This window comes from Tessaracoccus sp. MC1627, from assembly GCF_014164725.1.
Lineage (GTDB): Bacteria > Actinomycetota > Actinomycetes > Propionibacteriales > Propionibacteriaceae > Arachnia.
The window spans coordinates 151,162-169,453 of sequence record NZ_JACJGA010000008.1; the positions used below are offsets into that span (position 1 = coordinate 151,162).

General features: G+C 70.3%; 20 protein-coding genes. 6 read left to right on the forward strand and 14 right to left on the reverse strand.

What is annotated here, in order from left to right; translation table 11 throughout:
- Positions 1-62 precede the first annotated feature (62 nt).
- Positions 63-257, reverse strand: coding sequence for a DUF3046 domain-containing protein (locus H5399_RS18260; RefSeq protein WP_370585807.1), 195 nt, complete (start codon positions 255-257; stop codon positions 63-65).
- Positions 258-420: 163 nt separating this feature from the next.
- Here H5399_RS18260 and H5399_RS15595 point away from each other — a divergent pair, with 163 nt between their 5' ends.
- Positions 421-1,179, forward strand: coding sequence for a DeoR/GlpR family DNA-binding transcription regulator (locus tag H5399_RS15595; protein WP_182784384.1), 759 nt, complete (start codon positions 421-423; stop codon positions 1,177-1,179).
- A gap of 13 nt (positions 1,180-1,192) precedes the next feature.
- Here H5399_RS15595 and H5399_RS15600 read toward each other — a convergent pair whose 3' ends face one another.
- The 10 genes from H5399_RS15600 to H5399_RS17660 all read right to left on the reverse strand — a co-directional run bounded on the left by H5399_RS15600 (position 1,193) and on the right by H5399_RS17660 (position 11,400).
- Entirely contained in the window at positions 1,193-1,468 is a 276-nt protein-coding gene (locus H5399_RS15600) for a helix-turn-helix domain-containing protein (protein WP_370585808.1), read from the reverse strand.
- A gap of 86 nt (positions 1,469-1,554) precedes the next feature.
- Complete coding sequence (locus H5399_RS15605; protein WP_182784271.1) at positions 1,555-2,034, reverse strand: CinA family protein; 480 nt, start codon at positions 2,032-2,034, stop codon at positions 1,555-1,557.
- A 26-nt stretch (positions 2,035-2,060) separates the two neighbouring features.
- Complete coding sequence (gene pgsA, locus H5399_RS15610) at positions 2,061-2,678, reverse strand: CDP-diacylglycerol--glycerol-3-phosphate 3-phosphatidyltransferase (RefSeq protein WP_182784273.1); 618 nt, start codon at positions 2,676-2,678, stop codon at positions 2,061-2,063.
- On the reverse strand, positions 2,675-4,093 hold the full coding sequence (gene rimO, locus H5399_RS15615) for a 30S ribosomal protein S12 methylthiotransferase RimO (protein WP_182784275.1): 1,419 nt from the start codon (positions 4,091-4,093) through the stop codon (positions 2,675-2,677). Before rimO ends, pgsA begins: the two co-directional genes overlap by 4 nt.
- Before the next feature lie 14 nt (positions 4,094-4,107).
- Entirely contained in the window at positions 4,108-6,621 is a 2,514-nt protein-coding gene (locus H5399_RS15620) for a DNA translocase FtsK (RefSeq protein WP_182784277.1), read from the reverse strand.
- 69 nt (positions 6,622-6,690) lie between these two features.
- Positions 6,691-7,614 (reverse strand): thiamine-phosphate kinase, encoded by a 924-nt coding sequence (locus tag H5399_RS15625; protein ID WP_182784279.1) that lies wholly within the window; start codon positions 7,612-7,614, stop codon positions 6,691-6,693.
- A 1-nt stretch (position 7,615) separates the two neighbouring features.
- On the reverse strand, positions 7,616-8,731 hold the full coding sequence (locus tag H5399_RS15630) for a D-alanine--D-alanine ligase family protein (protein WP_182784281.1): 1,116 nt from the start codon (positions 8,729-8,731) through the stop codon (positions 7,616-7,618).
- A 31-nt stretch (positions 8,732-8,762) separates the two neighbouring features.
- Positions 8,763-9,557 carry a 1-acyl-sn-glycerol-3-phosphate acyltransferase gene (locus tag H5399_RS15635; RefSeq protein WP_182784283.1) on the reverse strand — a complete coding sequence of 265 codons (795 nt, stop codon included), beginning with the start codon at positions 9,555-9,557 and terminating at the stop codon, positions 8,763-8,765.
- Between the two features lie 26 nt (positions 9,558-9,583).
- On the reverse strand, positions 9,584-10,699 hold the full coding sequence (locus H5399_RS15640) for a cytochrome P450 (RefSeq protein ID WP_370585809.1): 1,116 nt from the start codon (positions 10,697-10,699) through the stop codon (positions 9,584-9,586).
- A gap of 71 nt (positions 10,700-10,770) precedes the next feature.
- The gene (locus tag H5399_RS17660) at positions 10,771-11,400 is read right to left on the reverse strand and encodes a helix-turn-helix domain-containing protein (protein WP_220491056.1); all 630 of its coding nucleotides are present in this window, start codon (positions 11,398-11,400) and stop codon (positions 10,771-10,773) included.
- 68 nt (positions 11,401-11,468) lie between these two features.
- Between H5399_RS17660 and H5399_RS15650 the strand changes: the two genes are divergently transcribed.
- Positions 11,469-12,776 (forward strand): MFS transporter, encoded by a 1,308-nt coding sequence (locus H5399_RS15650; protein WP_182784287.1) that lies wholly within the window; start codon positions 11,469-11,471, stop codon positions 12,774-12,776.
- A gap of 36 nt (positions 12,777-12,812) precedes the next feature.
- Here the strand turns inward: H5399_RS15650 and H5399_RS15655 are convergent, their stop codons facing one another.
- Positions 12,813-13,025, reverse strand: coding sequence for a hypothetical protein (locus H5399_RS15655; RefSeq protein WP_182784289.1), 213 nt, complete (start codon positions 13,023-13,025; stop codon positions 12,813-12,815).
- 85 nt (positions 13,026-13,110) lie between these two features.
- Here H5399_RS15655 and H5399_RS15660 point away from each other — a divergent pair, with 85 nt between their 5' ends.
- Positions 13,111-14,850, forward strand: coding sequence for a histidine kinase (locus H5399_RS15660; protein ID WP_182784290.1), 1,740 nt, complete (start codon positions 13,111-13,113; stop codon positions 14,848-14,850).
- On the forward strand, positions 14,847-15,521 hold the full coding sequence (locus H5399_RS18665) for a response regulator transcription factor (RefSeq protein ID WP_182784292.1): 675 nt from the start codon (positions 14,847-14,849) through the stop codon (positions 15,519-15,521). Before H5399_RS15660 ends, H5399_RS18665 begins: the two co-directional genes overlap by 4 nt.
- Positions 15,522-15,563: 42 nt before the next feature.
- On the opposite strand, the gene H5399_RS15670 is transcribed toward H5399_RS18665, so the two are convergent.
- Positions 15,564-16,019, reverse strand: a complete 456-nt coding sequence (locus tag H5399_RS15670; protein WP_182784294.1) for a MarR family winged helix-turn-helix transcriptional regulator — start codon at positions 16,017-16,019, stop codon at positions 15,564-15,566.
- A gap of 90 nt (positions 16,020-16,109) precedes the next feature.
- Between H5399_RS15670 and H5399_RS15675 the strand changes: the two genes are divergently transcribed.
- On the forward strand, positions 16,110-16,757 hold the full coding sequence (locus H5399_RS15675; RefSeq protein ID WP_182784296.1) for a maleylpyruvate isomerase family mycothiol-dependent enzyme: 648 nt from the start codon (positions 16,110-16,112) through the stop codon (positions 16,755-16,757).
- A 4-nt stretch (positions 16,758-16,761) separates the two neighbouring features.
- Positions 16,762-17,403: a disulfide bond formation protein DsbA gene (locus H5399_RS15680; RefSeq protein WP_182784298.1), complete on the forward strand. Its 642-nt coding sequence runs from the start codon at positions 16,762-16,764 to the stop codon at positions 17,401-17,403.
- Here H5399_RS15680 and H5399_RS15685 read toward each other — a convergent pair.
- Positions 17,397-18,197, reverse strand: a complete 801-nt coding sequence (locus H5399_RS15685; RefSeq protein ID WP_182784300.1) for an MOSC domain-containing protein — start codon at positions 18,195-18,197, stop codon at positions 17,397-17,399. The two genes, H5399_RS15680 and H5399_RS15685, sit on opposite strands and share 7 nt — an antisense overlap.
- Between the last annotated feature and the right edge of the window lie 95 nt (positions 18,198-18,292).

An 18,292-nucleotide genomic window follows, 5' to 3' on the forward strand; every position in this document is an offset into this window, starting at 1 on the left:
TGTGGAGAACTGTTGTGGAACCCAGCCTAGGCGAACACTCGTTCGAATGCCGCGCGACACGCTCAACGCTGCGTGTCATCCAGTTCGAGGTGCAGCCATACGGCCCGCCAGATGCGCTTGCAGGGCAGCCCCGCCTCGAGCGCCTCCCGGACCGTGCGGCCCCCGAGTTCCGCGAGCACCACCTGATCCGCCCACACGGCGGCGTACCCGGAGGGCAGCACGGTGCCCATTCGCAGCCACAACTCCACCTCACGCACACCGCCACCGTAGCCGCCCACGCAACCCGCGTTCGACTCACGCGAGAGCGATGAGCGAGGGATGTAGACTCGCTCAGAAAGTTGAGCACAACGCTCAACCGGTGCGAAGGAGCCCGCTCGGATGAATGCGCCTGGACTGACCTCCCACAAGCGCTCAGACCGCATGGTGGCGCTGCTGGCGATGCTCAACGAGAACGGGCCGCTGGCTCTGTCGGACCTGGCCTCGACACTCGGCGCGTCGGCCGCCACCATCCGCCGCGACGTGGCCCTCCTCGCCGCACAGGGACTGCTGGAGCGCACGCACGGCGGCGCGCGGGCGGTCAAGGGCAGGGAACTGCCGGTGCGGCTGCGGGATGGGCGCAATCAGGACGCCAAGCGCCGCATCGCCCGCACCGTCGTCGGGCTCCTCCCTCCGGGGCGGCACGCCATCGGCCTCACCGGGGGCACGACGACGGCGGAGGTGCTGCGCGCACTGCACCACCGCAGCGATCTGACGATCATCACCAACTCGATCAGCATCGGCCTCGAGGCCGCCGAGCAGGGCCAGGCCCGGATCCTGATCGCCGGCGGCGTCCTCCGTCCGAGCTCACTGGAGCTGGTCGGCTCCCTGGCTGAATCCACCATGAAGCTGGTCAACGTGGGCACAGCCGTGGTGGGGGTCGACGGGGTCAGCGCCTCAGGTGGGCTGACCACACACGACGAGATCGAGGCGCGCACCAACTACGCGATGATCGAGCGCGCCGAGCGGGTGGTGGTGGTGGTGGACTCGACGAAGGTGGGTCACGTGACCCTGGCCAAGATGGCCGACATCACAGAGATCCACGCCCTCGTCACGGATGCGGGAGCGCCCGAAGACGAGCTGCAAGGCATCCGCGACGCGGGCGTCGAGGTCTACGTGGTGGAGGGACCACCCAGCCACTGAGCGGGCCCTCTGCTCAGGCGGCCACCGGCACGCGACGCATCCGCTGCGCCTCGAGGGCGGCCAACTTGCCGCTGATGGCGATCATCAGATCCGACAGCGACAGGTCCAGAGCGGTCGCGATGGCGAAGAGCACCTCGCTGGAGGCCTCCTTGTGGCCCCGCTCGATCTCCGAAAGGTAGCCGAGCGAGACCATGCTCGCCAGCGACACTTCACGCAGGGTCATGCCGGTGGACATCCGCTTTTCCCGGAGCGTCTCACCCATCACCTTACGAATCAGAATCGTCTTCACGGCTACCTACCCAACTGGAGGGCTCACTGCCCGTCCTCGGAGGGTGAAACCACGGCAGCTGCCGGTTTGTTCCCGATTGTTTGGATCTACAGAACGCGCAGCAGCATCTCGAAGGCGTGCTCGACCGCGGCGGCACGCACGGCCTCACGGTCTCCGTCGAACACCCTGAGCTCCGTGTACTGGGGAGCCGGCGACATCCCCACCCTGGGGCCGACGACGGCGAACCACACGGTGCCCACCTTGGCGCCGTCTGTCTCCGTGGGACCGGCCACGCCCGTGGTGGCGATGGCCCAGTCCGCATCGCAGCGTGCTTTGGCGCCCACCGCCATCTGGAGGGCGGTGAGCTCGTTGACGACCCCCTCCGAGTCGATCAGCTCCGGATCCACCCCGGCCAGGCGGGCCTTGAGGTCTCTGGCGTAGGTGATGAGGCCGCCGCGGTAGACGACCGAGGCGCCGGGCACCGAGGTGAGGGCCGCACCGATGCCGCCGCCGGTGAGCGACTCGCAGGTGGCGAGCGTCACGGACCGGTGGGTCATCTTCTTGATCACATCTTCTGCCGTGGTCACCAGGCCCCCTCGTCGCGTCCGTCCGGTCAGCCTACCTGGCCCGCCCTGCCCTGCTTGCGGATGTTCCAGGCGTGGCGGAGGTAGTCCGCGCCTGTGACGACCGTGAGGATCAGCGCGGCCCACATGAGCGCCCAGGCGATGAACTGGACGGCGCTCGGAAGGAACTGCAGCCCGACGCTGAAGACGATCAGCGCAAGGGTCTGGGTGAGCGTCTTGGCCTTGCCACCCTTGTTCGCGGCCATGATCCCGTACTTGGCGATGGCGGCGCGCACCCAGGTGATGCCCCACTCGCGCACCAGGATGATGATGGTGAAGAACCACGGCAGGCCCACCTGGCCGGGAAAGGAGTCCAGGATGGACAACGAGACGAAGGCGGCGCCGGTCAGCGCCTTGTCCGCGACCGGGTCCCAGAGCTTGCCGAAGTCCGTGACGAGGTTGTATCGGCGCGCAATGTAGCCGTCGGCCAGATCCGTCAACATGGCGACCACGAACACGGCGGTGGCGGCGAGGCGCCAGCCGAGATCATCCGGGGCGATGAACATGAGCACCACGTAGACGGGCACCAGCAGGATGCGGATCACCGTCAGCACGTTGGGGACGTTCAGGTTGCTCGGTTTCCCGACGGCCCGCTTGGGTTGGCTCATGTCGCCTCCGCGATCAGATCGATTCCGGCCGAATCCACCACGTGCGCGGCCACCAGATCGCCGACCGAAGCCTCGCGATCGAGCGTGACCACACCGTCGGTCTCAGGGCCCTGGTGCATCGCGCGCCCGACGATCTCATCGTCGATGCTCTCCACAAGGACGACGATATCCTCACCAACCCGGTCCGCGGCGCGCGCCTCGCAGACTTCGAGGGCCAGATCGGCCAGGTGGGCGCGCCGCGCCTCGATCTCGTCCTCGGGGAGGTGCCCTGGCAGCCCGACGCCCTCGGTGCCCTCCTCGTCGGAGTAGCCGAAGACGCCCATGACGTCGAGGTTCGCCTCGACGATGAACCCTCTCAGGATCTCGAGGTCCGCCTCGGTCTCCCCCGGGAACCCCGCGATGACGTTGCTGCGGATGCCGGCCGCGGGGGCATGCGCCCGGATCCTGCCGATGAGGTCCAGGAAGCTGTCCGCATCGCCGAAACGGCGCATGGCGCGGAGGACGGAGCGTGAGGCGTGCTGGAAGCTGAGATCGAAGTAGGGCACCACCTTCTCCGTGGTGAGCATGGCGTCCAGCATCCCGGGGCGGATCTCCGCCGGCTGCAGGTACGACACCCGGATCCAGTCCAGCCCGTCCACCCGGCTCAGCCGCGACAGTAGCGTCTCCAGCCGGTGCTCCGTCCCGAGGTCCTTGCCGTAGGAGGAGGTGTTCTCCGAGACGAGGAAGACCTCCTTGACGCCCTGCTCGACGAGCCAGCGTGCCTCCGCCTCGATCTCGTCGACGGGGCGCGACAGGTAGCTGCCGCGGAAGGCGGGGATGGCGCAGAACGCGCATCGACGGTCGCACCCGGAGGCGATCTTCAGGGACGCGGACGGCCCCCCGGCGAGGCGGCGGCGCAGCGTGCGGGGCCCCGAGGCCGGGGCCACACCGTCGGGCAGCGGGGAGTGCCCCGGCACCGCGACACCTCCAGCCGCGGCGGGACGGGCCGACGGCGTCAGCGGGAGCAGCAGGCGGCGGTCGCGGGGGACGTGCGAGGTGTGGTGCTCGCCGTCGAGGATGCCTCGGAGCCGGTCGGCGATGTCGGCGTAGTCGTCGAACCCGAGGACGGCGTCGGCCTCCGGCAGCTCGTCGGCGAGCTGGACGCCGTACCGCTCGGCCATGCACCCGACAGCGACGACGGCGCGCACCGTTCCGGCGTCCTTCAGCTCCGCGGCCTCCAGGAGGGTGTTGATGGAGTCCTGCTTGGCCTGCTCGACGAAGCCGCACGTGTTGACCACCACCGTCTCCGCGGCGCCCGGGTCGTCGACGAGAAGGAACCCACCCACCTCGAGGCGCGCGGCCAGCTCCTCGGAGTCGACGTCGTTGCGGGCGCAGCCGAGGGAGGCGATGTGGACGGAGTGGGTGGCTGTCTTCACCGGGCCATTATCCGCTACCCGGCCGCGAGGTTGGCCAGCACGTCGTCGAGGTCATCGGGCTTGACCAGCACGTCGCGGGCCTTGGAGCCCTCGGACGGGCCCACCACTCCCCTGCTCTCGAGGATGTCCATCAGCCGTCCGGCCTTGGCGAACCCCACCCGCAGCTTGCGCTGCAGCATCGAGGTGGACCCCAGCTGGAGCTCCACGACGAGGCGGCAGGCGTCCAGGACGAGGTCCATGTCGTCGCCGATGTCGTCGACCACCTTCTTCTCGCCCCCGCCCGCGACCGTCACGTCGTCGCGGTAGTTGGGCTGAAGCTGCGTGGAGACGAAGGACACCACATCCCGGATCTCGGACTCGTTGACCCACGCGCCCTGGACGCGGACGGGCTTGCCCGCCCCCATCGGCAGGAAGAGCCCGTCGCCCTTGCCGACGAGCTTCTCGGCCCCGGGCTGGTCCAGGATGACGCGCGAATCGGTCATCGACGACGTGGCGAAGGCCAGCCGGGAGGGCACGTTGGCCTTGATCAGGCCGGTGACGACGTCCGTGGAGGGGCGCTGCGTGGCGAGCACGAGGTGGATGCCTGCGGCGCGGGCGAGCTGCGTGATGCGCACCACGGACTCCTCCACATCGCGCGGCGCCACCATCATGAGGTCGGCGAGCTCGTCGACCACGATCAGCAGGTAGGGGTACGGCGCCAGGACGCGCTCCGAGCCCTCGGGCAGCTTGACCTGCCCGGCGCGCACGGCCTTGTTGAAGTCGTCGACGTGCCGGAACCCGAAGGCCGCGAGGTCGTCGTAGCGCAGGTCCATCTCGCGCACGGCCCAGGCGAGGGCCTCGGCGGCCTTCTTCGGGTTGGTGATGATGGGGGTGACCAGGTGCGGGATGCCCTCGTAGTGGTTGAGCTCCACCCGCTTCGGGTCCACCAGGAGGAGGCGAACCTCGTCCGGGGTGGCGCGCATCATGATGGAGGTGATCAGCGAGTTGATGAAGCTGGACTTGCCGGAGCCGGTGGCGCCGGCCACCAGGAGGTGCGGCATCTTGGCCATGTTGGCCACCACGAAGCCACCCTCGACGTCCTTGCCGAGCGCCACGGTGAGCGGGTGGTGGTCGTTCTTCGCCTTCGGGGAGCGCAGCACGTCGCCGAGCGAGACCACCTCCTTGTCCAGGTTGGGGATCTCGATGCCGATGGCGGACTTGCCGGGGATGGGGGTGAGGATCCGGATCTCGTTGGATCCCACCGCGTAGGCGATGTTGTCCGCCAGGCCCGTGACCTTGCTCACCTTGATGGCCGAGCCGAGCTCCACCTCGTAGCGGGTGACGGTGGGGCCGCGGGTGTAGCCGGTGACGCGCGCGTCGATCTCGAACTCGCGCAGCACGTCCCCGAGCTGGCGGACCACCTTGTCCGAGGCCTCCGTGCGCGACTTCGGCTTGGAGCCGGTGGCCAGCGTCCGGTCGTCGGGGAGCGTGTAGACCATGTCTCCGCCGAGCTGCAACTGCTCGGCCTTGGCGGGCGGGGGCGTGTGCGGCGGCGGATCGAGCTCGCGGTGCGCCTCGGTCTTGGGCCGGCCGGGAGCGGGCCTGACCTCGGGTTCGGCGGGGAGGAGATAGCCCTCGTCGTCGATGTCGTAGACGGCCTCCTCGGAGGGTTCGTCGGCGGGATCGGCCACCAGCGGCGTGTCGTAGGGCACGTCGACGCCCAGCTTCAGCTTGGGGCGCGACTCGTCCGCGTCGCCGTCGGTCTCGACGAGGGCACTGACAAGGCCCTTCGCCCCGGCAGCGAGCTCATGCAGCGGGCGCCCGATCACCACCAGCACGCCGAAGAGGGTGACCAGCACCAGGATCGGCACCGTGACCCAGACGGTCAGCAGTTCCACCAGCAGGCTGGAGGCCACGTGGCCGACGATGCCCCCGGCCTCACGCAGCGCGGTCATGTCGCTGGGCTGGGGCATCCCACGGTTGATGTGCACCAACCCGAGGACGCCGATGGTGATGAGGACCCAGCCGAGTCCCGTGCGCGGCGCGGCATCCACATCACGCGGATGGCGCAGCACCCGCCACGAGCCGTAGAGCAGCACCGCGGGGACCACCACCGAGAGCGAACCGAATACCGTCGAGATGCCGTCCCCCAGGCCCTGGCCCACCGGGCCGGGCAGGAGGAACCAGAACCGGGCCGCCACCACGATGCCGAGCGCCAGCAGGAACAGGCCCCAGCCGTCGCGGCGGAGCTTGGGGTCCACGTCCTGGGCGGCACCGCCGAAGCTGCGCGCGATCCAGCCGACGCCCCCGGCGAGCCCGCGGAACGTGGCGCCGATGCCGCGGGCCAGGGCCCGCATGGCGCGGCTGAAGCCGCCGGGGCCCTGGGGTGGCGCCGCCTTCGCGGGCGCGGGACGGCGCGACGAAGAGCCGGACCTCGACGGGGAGGCCGGCTTCTTGGTTGCCGTTGTCTTGCTGGAACGCGCAGCACTGGTCGAAGAGCTCGACTTCGTGCTGGCGCTCCGCGTGGGGGAAGAGCCGCGGGACGCCATGCGTCCCAACCTAGCCCAGGCCCGCCGCGTGGCCCGTATTTGCCCCGGCCGTTCGGCGGATCCGGCGGGTCAGGCGAAGTGGTCCCAGCCGAGGCTGCCGTCGAAGTGGGCGCCGTCGACGAGCACGCCCCGGCCCTCACGGACCACCCCGACCCTGCGCCATCCGACGGGGAGGGGGGCTCCGGGCGGGAATGTCGCGGCGAGTGCGTGGTCTTCTCCCCCGGCCATCACGAAGCCCAGCCCGGGCTTGCCTGTGGCCGCGGCCACCCGCTGGACCGCCTCGGGAACGGCGAGTGAGGAGGTGTCGACGTCGATGAGCACGTGGCTGGCCTCGGCGATGTGGCCGAGATCCGCCAGGAGTCCGTCTGAGACGTCGAGCATCGCGGTGGCCCCCGCCAGGGCGGCCGCGATCCCCTGCCCGTACGGCACGGTGGGGGTCAGCTGCTCCGCGACCAGCTCCTTGGGTGAGCCGAAGCCGCGCTGCAGCACCGCGAGCCCTGCACCCGCCCAGCCGAGGCGCCCGCAGACCGCCACCACGTCTCCGACCCGGGCACCGGCCCTGGTCACGGCAGGCCTGCCACCGAGGTCTCCGAGGGCCGTGACGCAGATGGCGATGTGCGCCGACGACGACAGGTCTCCGCCCACCAGGCTCACGCCCGCCTTGGCGCACTCCTCCTTGGCGCCCTCCTCGAACTCGGCCACCCAGTCCTGGTCCAGGTCCTTGGGAAAGGCCAGCGCCACCACCACGGAGCTGGGCCGTGCCCCCATCGCCTCCACGTCGGAGACGTTGACCGCCACCGCCTTGCGGCCCACCGCGCGGGCGGGCGACCACTGGCGCTTGAAGTGGACGTTCTCGATCAGCATGTCGGTGGTGACGACCACATGGCCGGCCAGGTCCAGGACCGCGGCGTCGTCGCCCACCGAGAGCACCACGTCGTCGCCGACGACGAGCCCCGAGGTGATCCGTTCGATCAGCTCGAACTCACCCGCCACGTCAGCGCAGCCCCACCGGGCGCGCCAGCGCCAGGTCGATCAGGCGGCCCACCAGCTCGGGATAGGTCATGCCCGTCTCCTGCCACAGGGTGGGATACATGGAGATCTGCGTGAAGCCGGGCATCGTGTTGACCTCGTTGATCCACGCGCCCTGATCCGTGACGAAGAAGTCCGCGCGGACGAGGCCCTCGGCGTCGACGGCGGCGTAGGCACGCTTGGCCAGGGCCTGGAGGCGTGCGGTGAGTTCCGGGGGGATGTCCGCGGAGGCGTCCAGCGCGGCGCCGTTCTCGTCGATGTACTTGGCCTCGAAGTCGTAGAAGCCGTCGGCCGCCTGGACCCTGATCTCACCGACGCCGGAGGCGCGGCAGCCCTCTGGGTCCTCCGGGTCTCCCAGCACCGCGACCTCGAGCTCCCGCGCCCCGGTGAAGCCCTGCTCCACCACGATCTTCGGGTCGAAGCGCTGGGCCTCGTCGATGGCCGCGTCGAGCTGGTCCGGGCCGGTGACCCGCGAGATGCCCAGCGATGATCCGCCGCGGGCGGGCTTGACGAACAGCGGGTAGGTGAGGTTCTCGTTGATCTCCCGGACGACGGCGGCCCGGTCGTGCCGGAGGCGGTGGCCCGACGCGGCCACGTAGGGCCACACCGGGAGCCCTGCGGCCTCGAAGGCCACCTTCATGAAGTGCTTGTCCATGCCGACGGCCGACGCAGTGACGCCGCTGCCGACGTACTTGATGCCCATCAGCTCGAACATGCCCTGGATGGTGCCGTCCTCGCCGAAGGGGCCGTGCAGGAGCGCGAACGCCACGTCCACCCCGTTGATGTCGACCAGCTTCTCGCCGGAACGGGTGGCCACCTCGCAGCCGTGCTCGCCCACCATCCACACCGCGTCGTGCTCGGGGTCCGCCACCTCGGGGACCTTGCCGTCGACGATCCGGTAGCCGGCGATCACCTCGAGTGGGACCTGCGTCCACCGGCCATTGCGGCTGATCCCCACGCCCACCACGTCGAAGCGACTACGGTCGATGGCCTTGAGGACGCCGGAGGCCGTCAGGCACGAGATGCCGTGCTCCGATGACTGGCCGCCGAAGATCAACGCCACGCGGATGCGGTCGCTCACTGGTCCTCCTAGGGGTGATGCGAGCGGCAGTCTACTCGGAGGGTCGCGGCTTCTTCGGCACGCGCCTGCCCACCCTGATGTCGAAGCGATCCGTGGGCGGCTCCTCCCCGCGGAGCTTGCCCACCATGTCCGTCAGCACGTCGAGGATCTCGTCGGTCACCGCGTCGAGCACGTCCGGGGTGGGCTTCATGCCCATGTAGCGGCTGAGGTCGATCGGCGGGCCGGCCATGATGGCCACGTCCTTGCGGCGGCCGAAGATCCGGCGGAACTCGAGCTTCTTCTGGCCGAGGATCAGGTTGGCCCCGATCTGGGCGATGGGGACGACGGGCGCCCCGGAGGAGAGCGCCAGGCGGGCGGCTCCCCGTCGGCCGGTCATGGGCCACACGTCCGGGTCTGCCGTGATGGTGCCCTCGGGATAGATGGCCACGGCCTGCCCCTCCTCCAGGGCTTTCGCCGCGTGGGAGAGCGAGTCCCCCGCACGGTAGGTGCCGCGATGCACGGGGATCTGCTCGCACTGGGTGGCCACCCAGCCGAGCACCGGCACCTTCCAGATGTCCGACTTGCCCAGGAATCGCGGCCACCGGCCGCTCCAGATCACGAACCCGCCCAGCACGATGGGGTCGAAGTTGGAGATGTGGTTGGCCACGAGGATGACGCCGCCGGTGGGCGGGATGTTTTCCTGCCCGGCCCAGGTCTGGCGGGCGAAGATCGGCACCCCGGACCGGGCGAGGTGCCCGATCAGGTGGTAGACCCAGGGAGCGGGCTCATGGTTGACCTTGCGCAGCGGGCGACGCCAAGGCTTCGCGACGGTGACCGGTTTCGTCATTGGGTCATCATGGCAGGTGGCCGCCCTCAGCCGTCGATCCTGAGCCGGAAACCGCGCAGCCAATATCCGGCGATGAGGTCGTCCCAGCCCACGTCGGGCTCCCGTAGGATCCGCGGCCGGCGTCGGAGGAGGCGGGTGAGGAGCACGTCGGATTCGAGGATCGCCAGCGGCTGTCCGGGGCACTTGTGGGCGCCGTCGCCGAAGCTGAGCCCGGCCTCGTTGACGCCGGCGGCGGTGTCGCGGTGGGGGCAGAGGTGGAGCGGGTCCTCGCCGACTGCGTCCGGGTCCGCGTTCGCGGTGCGCACGAAGATGTCCACCAGGTCTCCAGCGGCCATGGTGCAGGTCTCGCCGCGGTCGGTCACCTCGATGGGCTCCTGGACGCGGCGGTAGAGGTGCCCGACGACAGGCTCCAACCGGATGATCTCGTTGAGAATGGCGTGCCGCTCCGGCTGACCCGCCACCAGGTACCGCTCCCGAAGGGCGTCGTCGCCCAGCAGGTGCAGAGCGGCCATGCAGATGAACTCCCGGGTGGTCACCATCCCGGCGGTGCCGTACGTGACGCACTCGACGAGGATCTCGATGTCCGAGTAGTCCTCCGCGATGAGGTGGCTGATGATGTCGTCCTGGGGCTCCTTGCGCCGGGCGCGGATGGCGGGGCGGGCGTCCTGGAGGTGGAAGCGGGCGATGGGCAGGAGCCCGTTGAAGGCCGCCTTCGCCCATTGCAGATTGGTGCGGCCGAGGCCGGGCTTGGTGATGTCGAACGGGGGCTGGTTGAAGAAGCTCACCAGCCGCTTGGCCATCTTCTTCGGCGGCGCTGCCGTGAGCCCGACCACCTCGGCGGTCACTTCGACGGTGTAGTGGAGCGCGAGCTCGTCGAGCGTGATCTCCGGGCCCGCCTCGTCGAGCAGCCTGTCCGCGCAGTCCTCCATCTGCGTCTCGTAGCGTCTGGTGACCACCACGGGGGCGAAGAACCGGGCAACCTTCTTGCGCTGCTCGTCGTGCATCGGCCCGTCAGACATGAGGATGGGGTGGTGTGTGAGGTAGCCCTTGGGGATGGCCTCGGCGGTGAATCCGGCCTGGGTGGTGGCGTGCCGGGCGCGGAGCACCTGTTGGGCGGCGGCGAGCGACCTGATGCGCCACACTCTCTCGGTCCGCTCGACGCGCGGCCCGTCGGGCTCTCCGGGTCGCTCGACCAAGCGGTGTGCCCCCCGGCTCATCGCCCGGCCCCGATCGTCGCGGCGTCTCCGGGTACAGACGGCAGCGGGACGGCGCTGACGTAGACCCGCACCCGGCGCTCATCCGGACGGGCGGCCAGGTGGGCTGGGGTGGGGCCCGCGGCCTCGCGCAGGCCCTTCGCCTCCTCGGTGTGCCGCTCGACGACGGCCAGCAGTTCGTCGCTGAGCGCCTCGAGCTCGTCTCGGGTGAGCCACGCGCTGGTGGATCCCAGCACGCTGGCGTCCCGCCAGCCCTCAGGGTCGTCCTCCAGCGCCTCGACGGCGGCGTGCAGCGTGTCTGCCTGGTTATCGATCATCCACCGGTTGAGGGTCCGCACGGTGTGGGTATCCGGGTCTGCCACCTTGTCGTAGGAGAAGCCGACGGCGCGCCACCAGCGTTCGCGCCCTGTCCCCTCGCCCGCGACCTCCTCGACGAAGCCGAACTTCGCGAGCTGCCGGAGGTGGTAGCTGGTCTGGCCGCTGCTCTCCCCCGTCTCGCGTGCGAGGACGCTCGCGGTGGCCTGCCCCTGGTCGCTGAGGAGCCGATAAAGCTGCATGCGCAGGGGGTGCGCGAACGCCTTGATCTGTTGGGCCGTGGCCGGCCGGGAATGGGTCTTGCGCTCGGACATGATGCAGAGGTACCTTTGCAGAGAAATCTTTGCATAGCTTCTTCTGCATCAGTCTACTGGAGGATCTCATGGCCGTGCGTCCCCTGGATCGACGATTCCGCGTCCACCTGTCCACCGTCGCGCTGGCGAACCTGGCCGACGGCGTGGTCGCCACCGGCGTGCCGCTGCTGGCCGTCACCCTGACCCGCTCCCCGGCGCTCATCGGGCTGCTCACCGCGGCCGTCTGGCTGCCATGGCTGCTGGCCGGCATCCCGGCGGGGGTGCTGGTGGACCGATGGGACCGCCGTCGCACGATGCTGGTGGCGCTGACTGTGCGCGCCCTCCTCCTCGCCTCGGTCGCGGTGGTGGGCGCCGCGGGCGGGCTGAGCATCTGGTGGCTGGTCGGCTTCGCGCTGGCGTACGGGTTCACAGAGGTGTTCACGGACCTGGCCGCCCAGGCGCAGGTGCCCGCACTGGTCGGCCGGGACGGAGCGACGCTGCGGAGCGCGAACTCGCGGCTGCTCGCCGTCGAGCAGGCCGCCGGCGGGTTCGTGGCCCCGCCGGTGGCAGGACTGTTGGTCGCCGTCGGCGCGGCGTGGGTGACCGGGGTGCCGGCGCTCATCGTCGTCGGGGCGGTGGTTGTGCTGGCGCTGGGGCTCCGGGGCCGGTTCACCGCCCCTCGCCCGGCCGTCGACGGCGAGGGTGAGGCCGGCGCCGCAGCAAGGGCCGGGTCGCTCCGCCGCGAGCTCGGGGAGGGCCTCAGCGTCCTGTGGCGGCATCGGGTGCTGCGCCCACTGCTCATCGCCGCGGGCCTGTGGAACTTCGCCTCGACCGCGCTGTCCGCCGTCATCGTGCTGTGGATGGTGGGTCCGGGCTCGGCCGGCGGGCTGACGCCGCAGGAGTGGTCGCTGATCCTGGTGGCCATGCCCGTCGGCGGGCTGCTCGGCAGCGTGGTCGCGGGGCCACTCACGTCTCGATGGCCGGAGATGCGGGTGCTGGTGGCCTGCTGGGGATCCGCCGGCCTGATCAACCTGCTCCCCCTGCTGTGGCCGGCCGCCTGGTCCTTCGCCCTGTTCCTCATCTGCGCGGGAGTGTTCGGCGTCGTCGGCAACGTCGTCAGCGGGTCGCTCCGGCCGCGGATGGTCGAGGAGCGCCTCCTGGGCCGCGTGCACGGCGCCGCCCGCGTGATCGGCTTCGGCACCATGCCGCTGGGGGCCGTCGTCGGCGGGCAGGTGGCGCAGTGGTTCGGGATCCCTGCGGTCTTCGTCGCGGTGGTGGCGCTGATGCTGGTCTCGACGGCGATTGTCGCGGTGCGGGTCCCGCAGCCCGTCGTCGACCGGTGGGAGCTGCGGCCGACCCATGTCGGGGCTGGCGCACCCGACCACGTCGCCGCCTGATCGGATCTCGGGCCTGGATAGCCACCCGCCGGTCTGTCACTCGTGCGGGGCCGGCGGTGCGGCCTGCGCGCTGGGTCTGGGGGTCCCTGTCCCCGGAACGGAAGGATCGAGAGGGCCCAGTGTGGACACGGCGATGACGACGCCCGCCAGGAAGGCCATCGCCAGGACGACCACCAGGGCGAGCAGGCCGTCCCGAACGGCGTCGAGGAGCCGGAGGGAGGCACCGGTGGGAATCCGCATCGTGGTCATGCCCCAAGGGTCCGGCGCGCCGGACCTGAGATCATCCGTGCCAGCACGGATTCCCATCAGCAGCCGGGCGGCGCACACTTTTCCTATGGTGACTCTGCGTCGAGTGGCCGGCGCCGCAGTCCTCGCGGCTGCCACCCTCAGCTTCATCCCTCCAGTCCTGAGCGTGCAGGACGAGGGATGGCAAGCGGTGCCCACCCTCGTCCTGCAACTCCTGACGGCCGCCGCCGCCCTGCTGCTGATGCGCATCCCGGAACACCGCCCGGACGGCTGGTGGATGGCCGGCGCCACGACGTTCATCGGGTTGAGTGCGATCGACCAGGAGGCCTTCCACTGGGGGTACTGGATCCAGATCGTCTTCATGGTGAAGTACGGCGCGGCGGCCTGTCTGATCGTCCCCTTCCTGCGATTTCCGGATCACCCGGCATCACCGCGCAGTGTCCGCCGGCTGGGCCGCGCAGCATGGCTCGTGTTGGTCGGGCTGATGGTTCTGGCCGCGCCGCTCTGGAGCCCGTCCATGAACGCCTACCAGGGACCACCGATCGGGTGGCTGACGCTCTACCCCTGGGAGGCTGCCGCTCGATTCCTGCCTGCGGCAGTGCCGTGGCTCCTCCTCCCCGTCGTGGTCGCGTTCACGGTCCTCCAGTGGCGTCGGCAGCGGACGGCCGGCGGGCCCAACGGCCGCGTGGTTCGGCTCCTGGCGGTACTGACGACACTCATGGCGTGGGGCTACCTGGTGACGATCGTCCTCGAGCAGCGCGAGGCTGCATGGGAGGTGCAGAACGTGGCACGCGTGGGCCACACGACGTTCACCGCAGCCGCTCTCCTGACCATCCTTCTGGTTGCCGTCACCGTCACACTCCGCCGGGCGACGTTCCTCGACGATCTGTTGGCCACCGCCGGCCAGGCGCCAGCACTCGAGACCGTGCTCAGGAGGCATACGGCAGACCCCACCCTGCGGCTCAGGTTCCTGACCGACGACGGCTGGACGGACGCCACCGGACACCTGGTGGGGGACGAGCCTGCTCCCCCGGGCCGCGTGCTGCATCCGGTCGTGATGGAGGCGGGCCGGCCCGTCGTCGAGGCAGAGCTGGATGATCGGCTCGACCCGCGGCACCGATCCGTCGGGTCTCTGCTCGACGCGGCGGGGGTGGTGCTGACGCAATCACGGCTGTCCGTCCAGCAGGCCGCGCAGACGATCGAGCTGCGAGACTCGAGGGCGCGGATCCTGGACTCCGGCGTCCGGCAGCGGCGGCAACTGGAGCGAGACCTGCACGACGGCGCCCAGCAACATCTCCTTGCGGCCCAGGCGGCCCTGTCCCGCGCCGAACTGCTGCAGGGACCCGGCACGGCCACTCAGGCGCTGGAGGAGGTGCGTGAACGTCTCACATCCACGATGGCGGAGCTGCGAGGACTCGCGCGAGGTCTCCACCCGGCCATTCTGAGCCAGGCGGGCTTGGGGGCCGCCCTGGATTCACTGACCGAAATGTCCGACAGGGTGAGCGTGGAGGTGGCGCCGGAGCTGAAGGGGCGCCGATTCGCGCCGGTGGTCGAGGCCACAGCCTGGTTCGTGGCGTCCGAGGCGGTGGTCAACGCGCTCAAGCACGCTGACGGCACCGTGCGCCTCCGGGCCGTGGTGGACGGCGAGGAGCTGGTCTGCCAGGTGACGGACCAGGGTCCAGGTGGCGCGGTCATCGTGCCGGGCGGAGGGCTCGCCGGGCTGCACGACCGTGTCCGGGCAGCAGGGGGATCCTTCCACGTGGCGAGCAGCCCCAGCGGAACCGACGTGACAGCCCGGCTCCCCGCCACCCCGATCGGGCCGCAGTGAACCGGCCGCTCACCGTCGCGCTCTGCGACGACTCGGGCATCTTCCGTCAGGGGTTGGCGCTGCTGCTGGACGCCGCCGGGGTCACCGTGGTCGCGTCCGTCGCGTCCGGCGACGAGCTCTTGGCGACCCTCCGGCGAGCTCGGACCGACGCGGTGCTGGTGGACGTCCGCATGCCGCCGACTCACACGGACGAGGGGATCCGCCTTGCGGCACAGCTGCGCCGGGAGTACCACGACCTGGGGATCCTGGTCCTGTCGACCTACGCGGAACCCGTCTGGGCCATCCGGCTCCTGGAGAGCGTTCCCTCCGGGGTCGGCTACTTCCTCAAGGACCGCGTCGCGGACGCGCGCGCTCTCGTGGACGGCCTAGTTCGGGTGGCAGCGGGCTCGGTGGCACTCGAACCGCTGGTGGTCTCGGCCATGATGGGCGCCGCCAGTCACGCGGATCCCCTCATCCGGCTCTCGGACCAGGAGAGGCGCGTGTTGGCGCTGCTCGCCCAGGGGCACTCGAACGAATCCATCGCGCAGCAGATTCACGTCTCCGAGAGAACGGTGGAATCCCATGTCGCGGCGATCTTCCGTTCACTGGATCTGGCCCCAGACACAGCCGTCAACCGTCGCGTCCAGGCGACGGTGGCGTTCCTGGAGGCCAGCCGCAGCCAGGGACGCTGAGGGAGGCCTCACCGGCATGGCCGTCTCCAGCCGTCCAGGAGCTCAGCGCTGAAGCCCCGCAGGGTCCTGGTAGGGGTCGGTGATCTCGCGGAGCCGGGTGAGCGCCTCCCGGAGCTGGGCCATCCGTCGTCGCCCGAGGTGGGCGGTCCATTCGGCCTCGATGGCGGCTTCCTCGGCCCGAGCGATCGGGGCCGCCTCGCGTCCGCGGGGGCCGATCCTGACGAGGCGGACGCGGGCGTCGGCGGGGTCGGCGACGCGCTCGACATACCCGGCACGCTCAAGCCTGTCGATCAGTGCGGTCGCGGTCTGCTTGGCGACCTGCGCCTGGTCCGCCAGGTCGGAGATCCGGGTGCCGTCAGGTCCGATCCGCGCGGCGATCCGGGCCTGTGCGGCCGTGATATCGGTGTACCCGGCCCGATGCATAGCGGCGAGAATCCTGGTCTCGGCCGCACGGTGGGCGATGAACATCAACACCCCGACATGGAGTTCCTCGGTCATGACGGACCCCTTGATCTGATTCCATCAACGAACTATCGTTGGTTCCAACATCGTACTACATTCGGCCACCCCCAACAGAGAGACACGACGATGGACGACGACACGCTCTGGGAGAGGATCGACACCCAGCGGCTGCGGACCGCGGACCTGCTTGAGCAACTCACCGACGCCGAGTGGCGGCATCCCTCACTGTGCGGGGGGTGGACGGTCCGCGACGTCGCAGCCCACCTGACCCTGCAACAGATGGGGCTCGGTGATCTGTTGCGGATGCTGCCGAAGTACCGCGGTGGCGGCATGAACCGGCTCATCGACGAGTCCGCCCGCGCCAAGGCGGCCGCGCCGGTGGACCTGCTGATCGCCGACATCCGGGCCATGGTCGGCTCCCGCCGCCACAACCTCGGCGTGACGAGCCGCGACACCCTGATCGACATCATCGTCCACGGCCAGGACATCGCTCTCCCCCTCGGCCTGGACCTTTCGGTTCCGGTGGACGCGGCCGCCGAGGCTGCCACGCGGGTATCCACCCTCGGCACACGGATGGCGTCGGTGTTCCGTCCGGTGCCGTGGCGAGGCTTCCGGTTCACAGCCACCGACACCCACTGGTCAGTCGGCGAGGGCCCCGAGATCACCGGTCCCATCCTGGCCATCCTGTTGCTCCTCACCGGACGCCCCGTCGCGCTGCCCCGGCTGGAGGGCGAGGGTCTCGCTTCACTGCGCCAGAGCCTGGGGAGCGGCTGACCCCATGACCGGCCACACCGACCGGGTCACGGTCATCGACGTCTACGCCGATCCGGTCTGCCCCTACGCATGGATCGTGTCCCGCTGGCTCGAAGAGGTTGCCCCCTCTCGGCCTGTTGAACTGCGACACCATGTGATGAGCCTGCGCATCCTCAACGAGGGGCATCATCAGGGCACCGCCTACCAGGCCAACGTCACCCGGACCGCCGGACCGTCGCGGGTGTTCACGGCTGCTGCCGTCCACGTCGGCGAGGGGATCCTCCGTGATCTGTACACCGCCTTCGGCACGAGGTGGTTCGCCCGATGGAGGCGTCCAGACCCCGACGCGCTCCGCGGCACCCTGGAAGCCGCCCTCACTGATGTGGGGCTACCCGCCTGGCTTGTCGAGGCAGCCGACACCGACACCTACGACGGGGCGCTGGCGGACAGCCACGCGGACGCCGTGCGAGGTCTCGGCCGCGGCGCCGGCACCCCGATCCTCCACCTCGACGGCATGCCCTGGTTCGGACCCGTGCTCGACGCGATCCCCGACGGGCAGGAGGCCCTCGACCTCTACGACGCCCTCCTGACGCTCACGAGGCACGAAGCCTTCTCCGAGCTCCGGCGAGCCCGCTCCCGACCACCACGGCTCCCGAGCAGTCATTGAGGACCTCTGACCGGCCTGACGGTATCGCCCACGTGGACGCGACCTGCCTTCGTCACGACGCCGTCCACCCCGAACACGAGCTCGTTGCCCTGGCGGCGATAGTCCGCCAGGGCCTTCAACCCCTCGGTGCGACCCCTGCCCGTGTCGGGATCCAGGTCGATCACCCGGCAGCGAGCGATCGCGCGGCGCACCTCGACCTCGGCCTCTCCCAGGGCAATCCGACGCCCGATCCAGCCGTCTTCGAGGTGCGGCGCGTCCGTGTGCACGGTGAACGTGGCCCGCAGCTGCGCGTCGAGGACCGGCATCCCGGCCCTCCGGGAGAGTTCGACCACCGAACCGCTGGTGATCAGGCTGACGCTGGCTCCGTAGACCACGTCGCCCCCTCCTGCACGCGCCAGCACCACGTCGCGGCCCAGGAACGAGGAGTAAGCCTCGGCCCAAGGCCCGTCGACGATCTCGAGCGTCACCCGGCGCCCCCAGTAGTCGACAGTGCGGGTCGCGCCTGTGAACCCCGGTGCTCCCTCCACCACCGCCCCGGGCAGCGTGGCGGTCAACAGACCGTCGGCCCAGGTGGCGGTGGTCTGCATGAGGGTGGGGTTCTCGACGGTGCGGATCACCCTGCCGCGCACAGGGTCCACGAGGCAGAACACCCGGTCTCCCACCGGCCCGGCCAACGTCAGGTCCACGAATGGCCGCGGCACGTGGCGGGCCCCCTTCAGCGAGGTGAAGCCGATCCGGGAGACGTTCACGTGCGCCTCAGGCCGCCTGGCCTGCAGCGTCCGCTCATCTGTCACGCAACGATTGTGCCGCAGTTCACCGGTTGCGCCCGACCTCAGGCCGGGAGAACGAGTTGCCGGGCCGGGTGGATGTCGTAGTCGGCCGTGTAGTC